This window comes from Ensifer soli (assembly GCF_041928815.1).
Taxonomy (GTDB): domain Bacteria; phylum Pseudomonadota; class Alphaproteobacteria; order Rhizobiales; family Rhizobiaceae; genus JBHFEI01.
The window spans coordinates 325977-338514 of record NZ_JBHFEI010000005.1 but is presented as its reverse complement, the minus strand read 5'-3'; the positions used below and the strand labels follow the sequence as shown (position 1 = coordinate 338514).

The window sequence follows — 12538 nt, the reverse complement described above, 5'->3', positions numbered from 1 at the left end:
TTAAATCAAACCGCTAGCGAGCCGCAAAATCCGTTCTTACAAAGCCTAAAAAGTCTCAAATCATTCGACGACGGACAACCGAGGCTTGGCAATCTGGAAGAATTGGAGCGGGTGAGGCGATTCGAACGCCCGACCCCAACCTTGGCAAGGTTGTGCTCTACCCCTGAGCTACACCCGCTCATCCTGCACGGCCCGGGGTAACTGCGTGGCCGTGGGCCGCTGCCATCCGGCGGCGACGGGGGCTATATGGCCTAAGGCATTTTGAATTGCAACAGGGAAATGAAATGTCCGCGCGAAAAAATGCGAACTCCCGTGCTGGCGTCGAATCGGCGCCCTGATGCGGCCGGCGGCATTGCGGAGGTCCGCCATTCGCCGTAAGGCCAGATGCGGGGAGATGTCCGCCGCTGCCGCCCTGAACGTGCGTCCGGCCGGAACGCGGTCGCTCGGCCCCGTCGCAATACGGCGAGAACAGCAGGGAGCATGGGTCGTGATCGGGTTTCATCGACGCGTGTTTCGAACTTCGGGAGCAAGCCACGAATGACCACACCCAAGACGGCCGAGGCGCTCTTCGCCTTTCTCGACGCGCTCGGCATCGCCCATTCGACGAAGCGGCATGCGCCGGTGTTCACCGTCGCCGAATCGGTCGCCCTTCGCGATGAAATCCCCGGCGCCCACACCAAGAACCTGTTCCTGAAGGATCGCAAGGAGCAGTATTTCCTCCTGACGGTCGAGGAGCATGCGACCGTCGACCTGAAGACGGTGCATACGATCATCGGAGCGGCCGGCAAGATCTCCTTCGGCAGGCCGGAAAAGCTGATGGAGTATCTCGGCGTCATTCCCGGCGCCGTCACTGCCTTCGGCGCCATCAACGACACCGAGGGCAGGGTGAAGATCGTCGTCGACGCGGATCTGATGGGCTCGGAGATCGTCAACGGCCATCCGCTGTCGAACGACGCCACCACTTCGGTCGCTCCCGCCGATCTCCTGCGTTTCCTGGAGGCCACGGGCCACGAGCCGCTTGTCTTGAAAGTCACGGCCTGACATACGATCTTCGGGCCTGAAGGATCGACAGCGCCGGGAGTGCGGCGAAGCAGGAAGGATTGCGAAGCATGAGCGGCAGCCAGAACCCCTATGGCGGATCATTCGGAGCGCAGATGACCGGAACGGTCAATTATGGCGCGCCGGCCGCAGCCGCGGCGCCGCCGGCCGGAGACCTGATCAAGGACACGACGACCGCGACCTTCTCCCGCGACGTGCTCGAGGCCTCGCGCCAGCAGCCCGTGCTGGTCGACTTCTGGGCGCCCTGGTGCGGCCCCTGCAAGCAGTTGACGCCGATCCTCGAAAAGGTCGTGACGGAGGCCGCCGGCCGTGTCCGGCTCGTGAAGATGAACATCGACGACCATCCTTCGATCGCCGGACAGCTCGGCATCCAGTCGATCCCGGCCGTCATCGCCTTTTCCGCCGGCCGCCCCGTCGACGGCTTCATGGGCGCCGTGCCGGAAAGCCAGATCCGCCAGTTCATCGACCGCATCGCCGGTCCGGCGGTCGACGAGCGCCAGGCGGAGATCGACGCGGTTCTCGCCGAGGCGGCGGCGCTTGCCGAAGCGGGCGATCACGAGAACGCGGCCGGCCTCTTCGGTGCCGTTCTGGATGCCGAGCCCGGCCATGCGGGCGCGATCGCCGGGCTCGCCGGCAGCCTGGTCGAGCTCGGCAGGCTCGAGGAGGCCCGCGGCGTGCTCGACGGCGTGCCCGAGGAGGCAGCGAAGGATGCGGCCGTGGCCGCCGTTCAGAAGAAGCTCGGCCTCTTCGAGGAGGCGCGCAAGTTCGGCGATCCGGCTGAACTCGAACAGCGCCTTGCCGCCGATGCGGACGATCACGACGCGCGTCTGAAGCTCGCCAAGATCCGCAACGCGCTCGGCGACCGGCAGGCGGCGGCCGATCATCTGCTGACGATCATGAGGAAGGACCGCGCCTTCGACGACGACGGCGCGCGGCGCGAGCTCCTGCAACTGTTCGAGGTCTGGGGCGCCAAGGATCCCGTGACCATCAATGCCCGGCGCCGGCTCTCCTCCATGCTGTTTTCCTGACCGGAGCGTCCGGGCGGACCTTGAGATTTGCGCCCGGAAGCCCATTTCCATGATGTCGAAGCCGGAGGCCGGCTTCGCGGGGAGGGCGGGTGTGATTCCCGCCGGAAATGGACGCCAGAATGCAGATCGGCAACGCACGCTACCTCGGGGCGAAGGATCTTCCGACGACACTGCCCGTCTTTCCCTTGACGGGCGCCCTGCTCCTGCCCGGCGCCCAGCTTCCCTTAAACATCTTCGAGCCGCGCTATCTCACGATGTTCGACGATGCGATCGCCGGTAACCGCATCGTCGGCCTCGTGCAGCCGGCGTCGGGCGTCGTTCGGGAGGGTTCCGGCGGCGTCCAGATCGACGATCTCTGTCAGGTCGGCTGCATGGGACGGATCACCTCGTTCGGTGAAACCGGCGACGGCCGCTACCTCGTGTCGCTGACCGGCATCTGCCGTTTCCGCCTGATCGAGGAGGTGGCGTCGGCAGCGCCCTACCGCACGTTCCGCACAGCCCCGTTCCTCGGCGACCTCGACTTTCCCGAGGATGACAGCCAGGTCGATCGGGCCTCGCTGCTGGCGACGTTCAAGGCCTATCTCGACGCCAACAAGCTCGAGGCGGACTGGGAGAGCGTCGAGCGGGCGAGCAACATGACGCTCGTCAACTCCATGGCGATGATGTCGCCCTACGGGCCGGCCGAGAAGCAGGCGCTGCTTGAGGCGCCGGATCTCAAGACGCGGGCGGAAACCCTGATCGCGATCACGGAAATCGTGCTGGCGCGCAATTTCGGCGATTTCGATTCGACGCTGCAGTAGGAGTACGACAATGGACGGCAGGACGAGCACGGTCGATCCGAAGCTGCTCGAGCTTCTCGTCTGCCCCTTGACCAAGGCGCGGCTCTCCTATCATGCCGACACCAACGAACTGGTCTCGGAGCGCGCAAGGCTCGCCTATCCGATCCGCGACGGCATCCCGATCATGCTGGTTTCCGAGGCGCGCAATCTCACCGACTGAGCGCTTCGGGGGCGGCACGGTTCCCGCCGGCGGCCCCGTCAGATCGGCTGGCCGGCGAGCAGCTTCGGTCCGCCGCCGGCGACGCCCGCGGCCTGGCGCATGAACATCGCCTTCAGCGACGGCATCCGGTCGACGAGGCCGAGGCCGACGTCGCGCAATACCCGGATCGGCGTCACGTCGTTGGAGAACAGCCGGTTCAGCACATCCGTCGTCACGCCCATGCGCACCGTGTCGAAACGGCGCCATTGCTGATAGCGTTCGAGCACGTCGAGCGCACCGATGTCGAGGCCGAGGCGCTCGGCGTCGACGATCGTTTCGGCGAGCGCGGCCGCGTCCTTGAAGCCGAGATTGAGGCCCTGTCCGGAGATCGGATGGATGCCGTGCGCGGCATCGCCGGCAAGGGCAAGGCGCGGCCGGACGAAGTCGCGTGCGAGCGTCAGGCCGAGCGGAAAGGCACGGCGGCCGCCGGTGACGCGGAGCGTTCCGAAGACATGGCCGAAGCGGCGTTCCAGTTCCTCCTCGAAGACGAGGTCGTCGGCGGCGACCAGGCGCTCGGCATCGGCCGTCCGCTCGGTCCAGACCAGCGACGAGCGGTTGCCGGGAAGCGGCAGCGTGGCGAAGGGGCCGGCGGGGAGGAAATGCTCGTTGGCGACGCCCTCGTGCGGCCGTTCGTGCTCGACTGTGCAGACGATGCCTGACTGGCCGTAATCGATGTCGACGGTGCGGATCCCGGCGGCGCTGCGCAGGGCGGAACGGACGCCGTCGCAGGCGACGAGCAGCCGCGCGCGTTGCGTTGTCCCGCCGGTCGCAACGGTGACGCCGTGCGGCTCGACGGAGAAGCCGGAGACGGGCGTCGAGGCGGAGAGCGGAAGGTCCAGCGCGGCACAGCTGCGGCGCAGCGCCCCGACCAGCACCGGATTGGGCACCATATGGGCAATGGCGCCCCCTGGCTCCTCCGTCGTCTCGAAGGTCAGAAAGACCGGGCGCACGGGATCGGCGGTGCGCGAATCGGTGATCACCATGCGCCGGATCGGCTCGGCGTCGCGCACGATATCCTGCCAGAGGCCGAGCGCATCCAGCATGCGCGCCGCCGCCGGCGCGATGGCGGAGGCGCGGCCGTCGCGCTGCCAGGCGCCCTCCGGTGCCCCGTCGACGACGCGGACGTCGAGATGCGGCGCGGCCTTCTTGATGGAAACGGCAAGCGACAGGCCGACATAGCCGCCTCCCGCGATCAGGACATCGATCATCGTCTCATCTCCGCATGCGGGGTCGCCCGCTTGAGCATCGCGTCCCGGCATTATAGACCATCCGCCATGCCGTTCCTACCCGAGGAGGGTCAGCCCGAATGCCGCACCTTCAGACCAAGGCGCAGGCGATGGCGACGCTGGTCGCCACGCTCGACCTCGAGACGCTGGAGGCCGATCTGTTCCGCGGCGTCAGCCCGGATGTCGGCTGGCAGCGCGTCTTCGGCGGCCAGGTGATCGGCCAGGCGCTCGTCGCGGCGCAGCGCACCGTTGCGGCGGAGCGCCCCGTCCATTCGCTGCATGCCTATTTCATCCGGCCGGGCGACCCCTCCGTTCCGATCCTCTACGAGGTCGACCGCATCCGCGACGGCGCCGGCTTCACCACGCGCCGCGTCGTGGCGAGCCAGCACGGCAAGGCGATCTTCGCGATGTCCGCCTCCTTCCAGATCGAGGAAGACGGGTTCGAGCACCAGATCGCCATGCCGGACCTGGCCGACCCAGACACGCTGCCGGGCGAGGACGAGTTCCGGGCGCGCTATCTCTCCGCCGCGCCGCCGGCGATCCGCGCCTATTTCGAGCGGCCGCGGCCTGTCGAGATCCGGCCGGCCTCGCTTTCGCGCTATGTCTCCCGCGACGGGCGCGACACGGTGCAGAATGTCTGGATCCGCGCCGCTGCCGCCGTTCCGGGCGACAGCGCCCTGCAGGCCGCCGTGCTCGCCTATCTCTCCGACATGACGCTGCTCGACACCGCGCTCTATGCGCATGGCACCTCGGTCTTCGATCGCGACCTCCAGGTGGCGAGCCTCGACCACGCCATGTGGTTTCACCGGCCGTGCGACCTCTCCGACTGGCTGCTCTACGCCCAGGACAGTCCGAGCGCGTCCGGCGCGCGCGGCATGACGCGGGGCAGCCTCTTCGACCGGGGCGGCCGGCTGATTGCCTCCGTCGCCCAGGAGGGGTTGATTCGGAAAAAGGCAACTGAGTAAATTTTGATCAAAAAAACAAATTTGCATATTTTTTAGACGTTTGTTCCGGTGTTTTTCTGGCGCTTTTCCGGGCGTTTTTCGCCAATCGTGACTTTTTCATGTCTTATCAGCCGGTTAACAGCACCGGCGCCAGTTGGCACGCCCCTTGTATAGCAAGGGGCGGCTCGGCGATGCGCACGCGCATGTCACGGCTTTGAAAGACGGCTGAAGCGCCGGCGTGAACACGAAGGATGGGAAACCAGATGAAAATTGTGATGGCGATTATAAAGCCGTTCAAGCTCGATGAGGTTCGCGAAGCCCTCACGGCGGTCGGCATTCAGGGCCTGACCGTCACCGAGGTCAAGGGGTACGGCCGGCAGAAGGGCCACACGGAAATCTATCGCGGCACCGAATACGCCGTCAGCTTCCTGCCCAAGCTCAAGATCGAGATCGCCGTGGCGAGCGAGATCGTCGACAAGGCGGTCGAGGCGATCGCCGCCTCCGCCAAGACCGGCCAGATCGGCGACGGCAAGATCTTCGTCTACTCGATCGACCACGCCGTGCGCATCCGTACCGGCGAAACCGACACCGAAGCGCTGTAAGCCAAGACCGTTCAGGGAGCTTTTTATCGATGTCCTCATTTAAACTTGCCACCTCTCTCGGACGCCTTGGCGCCGGCGCCCTCGCCGCGACGCTCGCGCCCGTCGTCGCCTTCGCCCAGGACGCCGCTCCGGCCGCCGCCGAGGCTGTCGCCGCCGCGCCCGTGCCGGACAAGGCGGATACGGCCTTCATGTATCTCGCCACGATCCTGGTGCTCTTCATGCTGATCCCGGGCCTCGGCCTGTTCTATGGCGGCCTCGTGCGCGCCAAGAACATGCTGTCGGTGCTGATGCAGTGCACGGTGATCGGCGCCGCGATGATGATCGTCTGGGTCGTCTACGGCTATTCCTTCGCCTTCGGCGGCTCGACCAGCGCCTATTTCGGCGGCTTCGGCAAGCTGTTCCTCTCCGGCGTGACGCTCGACAGCACGGCCGCGACCTTCACCGACGGCGTCGTCATCTACGAATACGCCTTCATCGCCTTCCAGATGACCTTTGCGGCGATCACGCCCGCGCTGATCGTCGGCGCGTTCGCAGAGCGCATCAAGTTCTCCGCGGCGGTGCTCTTCTGCATCCTGTGGGCGACCTTCGTCTACTTCCCGATCGCCCACATGGTCTGGGACGCCTCGGGCCTGATCTTCAACATGGGCGCGCTCGACTTCGCCGGCGGCACCGTCGTTCACATCAATGCCGGCATCGCCGGTCTCGTCGGTGCGATCATGGTCGGCAAGCGTACCGGCTACGGCAAGGACATGATGGCCCCCCACTCCATGACGCTCACCCTCGTCGGTGCCGCCATGCTGTGGTTCGGCTGGTTCGGCTTCAACGCCGGTTCGAACCTCGAAGCCTCCGGCGGCGCGGTTCTCGCCACGATCAACACCTTCCTTGCCACCGCCGGCGCGATTGTCGCCTGGTGCCTTGCGGAAACCTTCACCCGCGGCAAGGCCTCGATGCTCGGCGCTGCCTCGGGCATGATCGCCGGCCTCGTCGCCGTCACCCCGGCCGCCGGTTCCGTCGGCCCGATCGGTTCGATCGTGCTCGGCCTGATCGCCTCGCCGGTCTGCTACATCTTCTGCTCGACCATCAAGAACAAGTTCGGCTATGACGACACGGCAGACGTGTTCGGCGTTCATGGCGTCGGCGGCATCATCGGCGCCGTCGCCACGGGCATCCTGACGGCCCCGGTCTTCGGCGGCACGGGCGCCGAGGACTTCTCGATCGCTTCGCAGACCTACACCCAGATCGTCGCGGTGCTGATCACCATCGTCTGGTGCGCGGTCGTCTCGGCCATCCTCTACAAGATCGTCGACGTCGTCGTCGGCCTGCGCGTGCCGGTCGAGGCCGAGCGCGAAGGTCTCGACCTGTCGTCGCACGGCGAAGCGGCCTATCACAGCTGAGAATTCCGGCGCCGCTCCAAGAGGCGGCGCCGTCCACCGTCCCGTCGCGGCCGAAAGGCCGCCCTTCGCCCGGATCCAAAAGATCCGGGCTTTTTTCGTCGGCCGGGCTCTACGCCAAGGCAGATCTCGGGCGTCATGGTTAATTCGGCATTAACCGTCTTCGGCCTAGGGTGATGGCTGGCGCAGGCATGCGCCGGATCTTCCAACCGGGCGACAGACATGACGATGAGGAGCAATCCGGCAGCGATCGACAACCGGGCGACGCGCTTCGTTCTCTCCACCTTCCTGTGGCGCCAGGCGGTGGCGCTGACGGGCTATGCGGTCTTCATCGGCCTGGCGCTGGCGATCGCCGCGCTGTCGACCTGGAACGTCGCCGATCCGAGCCTTTCCTACGCCACCGACATGCCGGCCTCCAACATCCTCGGCCGGCCGGGCGCGATCTTCGCCGACCTGATGATGCAGTTCTTCGGCATCGCCAGCGTGCTGGCGCTCCTGCCCGTCGTCGCCTGGGCCCTCGTGCTGATCGGCGGCAAGCCGTTCGACAAGGTGATCAAGCGGGGGATCTGCTGGTTCCTCGGCGCCGTCGCCGCCGCCGCCGCGCTGAGCTGCGTCCCGGCGCCGGTGACCTGGCCGCTGCCGAACGGCCTCGGCGGCGTCTTCGGCGACATGATTCTCCGGGTGCCGGCGCTCTTCACCGGCGCCTTCCCGACCGGCGCCTTCGCGCTGACGCTGGGCGGCCTGCTCGCCGTGCCGGCCGCGATCCTGCTTGTCTACAGCGCCGGCCTCTTCGGCGTCGCGCCGCCGTCCGCTCCCGTCACGGAGGAGCGGATTCCGGCGAGCAAGGCGCGCACGGTCAAGCCGGACGATGCCGACGACGACGGCGAGGGGCCCTTCGTCCTGTTCATGGGCGCGATCGCCCACATGCGCTACACCGCCTCGGCGCGGCTGCGCCGCGTCTTCGGCGTCGCCGGCGCCCTGCGTCGCCGCGAGATCGAGGAGCCCTACGATTTCAACGACGACGAGTTCGGCACGCTGAACGAACCCTCCCGCCCGCGTTTGGCCGCCGACCGGATCGAGCCATCGCTCGACGGCTCCCCGTCGCGCCCGCGCGGCGAACGCCGCGACATCGCGTTCGACGACGACACGGTCGCCTTCGACGACGATCCGGACGAGGACGGGCCCGCCCCGTCGCCCATGCGGGGCAAGCCGGCCGCGCGCGCGACATCGACGCGGGTCGCCACGCCTTCGCCCCGACCGGAGATGAGCCGCCGCTTCCCGGACGAGGACGAGGGCGGGGAGGGGCGCTTCGCCCTGCCCTCGATCGCCTTCCTCGCCGAGCCGAAGCTTATCGGCCGGGACGCCACGCTCTCCGCCGACGCGCTGGAACAGAATGCCCGCATGCTGGAAGGCGTGCTCGACGATTTCGGCGTCAAGGGCGAGATCATCCATGTCCGCCCCGGCCCGGTCGTCACCCTCTACGAGCTCGAGCCCGCGCCCGGCATCAAGTCCTCGCGCGTCATCGGCCTTGCCGACGACATCGCCCGCTCGATGAGCGCGATCGCCGCCCGCGTCGCCGTCGTGCCGGGCCGCAACGCGATCGGCATCGAGCTGCCGAACCAGCGCCGCGAGACCGTCTACTTCCGCGAGATGATCGGCAGCCGCGACTTCGAGACCAGCAATGCCCGCCTCGCCATGGCGCTCGGCAAGACGATCGGCGGCGAGCCGGTCATCGCCGATCTCGCCAAGATGCCGCATCTCCTCGTCGCCGGCACCACCGGCTCGGGCAAGTCGGTGGCGATCAACACGATGATCCTGTCGCTGCTCTACCGGATGACGCCGGAGCAGTGCCGGCTGATTATGATCGACCCGAAGATGCTCGAACTCTCCGTCTATGACGGCATTCCCCACCTGCTTTCCCCCGTGGTCACCGATCCGAAGAAGGCCGTCGTCGCGCTCAAATGGACCGTGCGCGAGATGGAGGAACGCTACAAGAAGATGTCGAAGATCGGCGTGCGCAACATTGACGGCTTCAATTCCCGCGTCGAGCAGGCGCTGGAGAAGGGCGAGGCGATCTCGCGCACCGTGCAGACCGGCTTCGACCGCCAGACCGGCGAGGCGATGTACGAGACGGAGGAGTTCGACCTCCAGCCGCTGCCCTACATCGTCGTCATCATCGACGAGATGGCCGACCTGATGATGGTCGCCGGCAAGGACATCGAGGGCGCGATCCAGAGGCTCGCCCAGATGGCGCGCGCCGCCGGCATCCATGTGGTGATGGCGACGCAGCGCCCGTCGGTCGACGTCATCACCGGCACGATCAAGGCGAATTTCCCGACGCGCATCTCCTTCCAGGTGACGTCGAAGATCGACAGCCGCACCATCCTCGGCGAGCAGGGCGCCGAGCAGTTGCTCGGTCAGGGCGACATGCTCTACATGGCCGGCGGCGGCCGCATCCAGCGCGTGCACGGCCCCTTCGTCTCCGACCGGGAGGTGGAGGACATCGTCGCCCACTGGAAGTCGCAGGGCGCGCCCGACTATCTCGATGCCGTGACCGAGGAGGACGACGAGGAGGGCGGCGCGCTCGGCGGCGGCCCGGGCTCGTTCGAGGAATCGGACGACCCCTACGACCAGGCGGTCGCGGTCGTGCTGCGCGACGGCAAGGCCTCGACCTCCTATGTCCAGCGCCGCCTCGGCATCGGTTACAACCGCGCCGCCTCATTGATTGAGCGGATGGAGCGGGAAGGCATCATCGGCGCGGCCAATCATGCGGGCAAGCGCGAGATCCTGGTTCCGACCGAGGACGGGATCGTCGGCCGCTAGCCCATGTCCGGCGATCACCGGTTCACAGGGAATGCTCTATGTCTCTGTTTCCACGGATTTTCGGGACGCACACTCCGATCCGGATCTGACGGGAGATGCTTCCGTGCTTTCCGGGCCGCAGCGGATCGCTCCGGAACCGGAGACCGCCCCCGATCACGGGCAGGCGCATTCGGCAGGACAGGCGGTGGCGCTGCCGGCGCCGGCATCGAAGGCGCGCAGGCCTTGAAGGCGCCGCACTTGCGCGCCACATCATCGACGAACACGAAGGAGACGTTCACCATGCATACCGAAGCGACCGGGTCCCCCCTCCTTGCCGCGTCGTCGTCGCGCCGCCGCTTCGTGGCCGGCCTCACGGCGTTCGGCATGCTGGCGGCCTTCGGCGTGCCGGATCTCGCGCTGGCGCAGCAGAACACGATCGCCCAGAGCATCGCCGACCATTTCGCCTCGGTGAAGACGATGAGCGGCGAATTCGTCCAGTTCGGGCCGCGCGGCGAGCAGACGGGCGGCAAGTTCTACATCAGCCGGCCGGGCAAGATCCGTTTCAACTACGAGGATCCCTCGCCGATGCGCGTCATCGCCGACGGCAAGGCGGTCGTCATCGGCAATCGCAAGCTGAAGACGTGGGATCTCTACCCCTTGTCGAAGACGCCGCTGAACCTTCTCCTCGGCGACAAGATCGATCTCAGCAGCAAGACGGTGCGCCAGGTGAAGGAGGATCCCGACCTCATCACCATCGTGCTCGGCGACCGCAGCATCTTCGGCGATTCCACCATCACGATGATGTTCGACCCGAAGACCTACGAATTGCGCCAGTGGACGATCACCGACGCGCAGAAGAAGGACACGTCGGTGATGATCTTCAACGTTGCCACCGGCCTCAAGCTCGACGACCGCGTCTTCGCCATCCCCTATGACGAGGTCCGAAACTAGGGTTTTTCCAGTCAAATCCGCATCGGATCTGACGTCCGGACAATGCGTTAAAACAGAGAGATAGAGCCTTTCCGGAGGGGCGCTCCCTGCGGCGCAGGGCCATGGCGCAGCATTTGAACAACCTGGCATTCCGTTGGATCCGGTTCAACGGAGATCTGTATATCGTCCTCCCTATGCCGGCGGACGCTCCCCGCGGCCTCGCCTTTTTCCCCATGACGCGCCAAGCGCGATCGCGCCCCGGCGGAGCCTTGCGCCAACCGGAAGGCATGGGCGCCTCGATCGGAAGCGTGCAGCAGCGCGCGCCGCACGTCCGCCGCATCGCCCGCGCGTCCGCTCCTCAGCCGGGCGCGGTTACCCTGCTCCTGCCGAGCGACTGGATCGCATCGAGATAGCGGGCATAGACTACATGGAGGATGAGGCCGGCGGCGACGAAGGCGGTGCCGATCGGTGCGTTTCTGTCTGTGACGAAGACGACGACCTGGCCGATCATCGCGAGGATCGTGCCGAAGATGAACACCGGCAGCGAATGGCGGCCGATCGCGACCAGAGGATGGTCGATCCTGAGCGCCGCAGCGCGGTTCAGCGGCGCAACGACCGCGATCAGATAGGCGAGCGCCAGAACGTGCAGGAGGCGCGGCGTCGACAGGAAGGTCTTGTCGAAGCCGGTGAGGACGGCCGGCAGCCCATAGGAAAGATCGATGTCCCACCAGGAGAACACCACCCAGACGAAGGACAGACCGACATAGGCGGCGGCGAGCGCGATCAGCGCCGGGTGGCGCGGCAGCGCCCCACCCCGCCGGACATGGACCATCGCGGCGATGCCGATGACGAACAGGAACTGCCAGGAGAACGGGTTGAGGAACCAGTAGCCCTCGTCCATGAAGTTCGGCGGCACGACGGGGCCGATGCCGGCGACGAGCCAGAGAAGGCCGGAAAGGACGATCACCAGCGCCATGCTCCGGTTCATGAGGAAGAGAATGCCCGGCAGCATCAGGAACAGCACCGCATACATCGACAGGATGTTGTTGTAGCCGAGCTGGTGGCCGAGCAGCACCATGGCGACGACGCCCTGTTCGGTGTGATCGACCATGGGCCGTATGTTGATCTCGCTCAGGATATCGGGCCGGCCGAAATAGAGCGCCGCGCCGGCGAAGATCGCCAGCGTGACGATGCTGGTCATGATATGGGCGACATAGAGCGTCAGCGCCCGCCGCCAGATCCGGACGGTGACGGCGAGCCGGTGGCCGGCGGTGAATTTCGGCGCATAGGCGAGCCCGACGGCGAGCCCCGAGATCAGCACGAAGGCCTCGGCCGAATCGGAAAAGCCGGCATTCTTGTGGGTCAGATATTCGAAATACTGGCCTGGGACGTGGTTGATGAAGATCGACAGCAGGCAGAGCGCCCGGAACACGTCAAGGCGCGTGTCGCGCGGGGGAGGAATCGCGGTGACCCTCGGCTCCGCGGCGGTTTTCTGAAGCATGGTGGTCCGGTCGCTCC

General features: G+C 66.6%; 11 protein-coding genes and 1 tRNA gene. 9 read left to right on the top strand and 3 right to left on the bottom strand.

Annotated elements, in window-relative coordinates; translation table 11 throughout:
- Window positions 1–103 precede the first annotated feature (103 nt).
- Window positions 104–178 (bottom strand) — tRNA-Gly (locus ACEVQ6_RS10380).
- Window positions 179–537: 359 nt separating this feature from the next.
- Here ACEVQ6_RS10380 and ACEVQ6_RS10375 point away from each other — a divergent pair.
- The 4 genes from ACEVQ6_RS10375 to ACEVQ6_RS10360 all read left to right on the top strand — a co-directional run bounded on the left by ACEVQ6_RS10375 (window position 538) and on the right by ACEVQ6_RS10360 (window position 3086).
- On the top strand, window positions 538–1041 hold the full coding sequence (locus ACEVQ6_RS10375) for a prolyl-tRNA synthetase associated domain-containing protein (RefSeq protein ID WP_374888895.1): 504 nt from the start codon (window positions 538–540) through the stop codon (window positions 1039–1041).
- A gap of 68 nt (window positions 1042–1109) precedes the next feature.
- Complete coding sequence (gene trxA / locus ACEVQ6_RS10370) at window positions 1110–2087, top strand: thioredoxin (RefSeq protein WP_374888894.1); 978 nt, start codon at window positions 1110–1112, stop codon at window positions 2085–2087.
- A 119-nt stretch (window positions 2088–2206) separates the two neighbouring features.
- Window positions 2207–2887 (top strand): LON peptidase substrate-binding domain-containing protein, encoded by a 681-nt coding sequence (locus ACEVQ6_RS10365; RefSeq protein WP_374888893.1) that lies wholly within the window; start codon window positions 2207–2209, stop codon window positions 2885–2887.
- Between the two features lie 10 nt (window positions 2888–2897).
- Window positions 2898–3086 carry a Trm112 family protein gene (locus tag ACEVQ6_RS10360; protein ID WP_374888891.1) on the top strand — a complete coding sequence of 63 codons (189 nt, stop codon included), beginning with the start codon at window positions 2898–2900 and terminating at the stop codon, window positions 3084–3086.
- Window positions 3087–3124: 38 nt separating this feature from the next.
- Here ACEVQ6_RS10360 and ACEVQ6_RS10355 read toward each other — a convergent pair whose 3' ends face one another.
- On the bottom strand, window positions 3125–4333 hold the full coding sequence (locus tag ACEVQ6_RS10355) for a ubiquinone biosynthesis hydroxylase (RefSeq protein ID WP_374888890.1): 1209 nt from the start codon (window positions 4331–4333) through the stop codon (window positions 3125–3127).
- A gap of 98 nt (window positions 4334–4431) precedes the next feature.
- On the opposite strand from ACEVQ6_RS10355, the gene tesB reads away from it, so the two are divergent.
- From tesB to ACEVQ6_RS10330, 5 genes are all read left to right on the top strand, one after another.
- Window positions 4432–5316: an acyl-CoA thioesterase II gene (gene tesB, locus ACEVQ6_RS10350; protein ID WP_374888889.1), complete on the top strand. Its 885-nt coding sequence runs from the start codon at window positions 4432–4434 to the stop codon at window positions 5314–5316.
- Window positions 5317–5546: 230 nt separating this feature from the next.
- Window positions 5547–5897, top strand: coding sequence for a P-II family nitrogen regulator (locus ACEVQ6_RS10345; RefSeq protein ID WP_374888888.1), 351 nt, complete (start codon window positions 5547–5549; stop codon window positions 5895–5897).
- Between the two features lie 29 nt (window positions 5898–5926).
- Window positions 5927–7291, top strand: a complete 1365-nt coding sequence (locus ACEVQ6_RS10340; RefSeq protein WP_374888887.1) for an ammonium transporter — start codon at window positions 5927–5929, stop codon at window positions 7289–7291.
- A gap of 219 nt (window positions 7292–7510) precedes the next feature.
- On the top strand, window positions 7511–10111 hold the full coding sequence (locus tag ACEVQ6_RS10335; protein ID WP_374888886.1) for an FtsK/SpoIIIE family DNA translocase: 2601 nt from the start codon (window positions 7511–7513) through the stop codon (window positions 10109–10111).
- Between the two features lie 279 nt (window positions 10112–10390).
- Window positions 10391–11041, top strand: a complete 651-nt coding sequence (locus ACEVQ6_RS10330; protein ID WP_374888884.1) for an outer membrane lipoprotein carrier protein LolA — start codon at window positions 10391–10393, stop codon at window positions 11039–11041.
- Window positions 11042–11378: 337 nt separating this feature from the next.
- On the opposite strand, the gene ACEVQ6_RS10325 is transcribed toward ACEVQ6_RS10330, so the two are convergent.
- Window positions 11379–12521: an OpgC family protein gene (locus tag ACEVQ6_RS10325; protein ID WP_374888883.1), complete on the bottom strand. Its 1143-nt coding sequence runs from the start codon at window positions 12519–12521 to the stop codon at window positions 11379–11381.
- Window positions 12522–12538 lie beyond the last annotated feature (17 nt).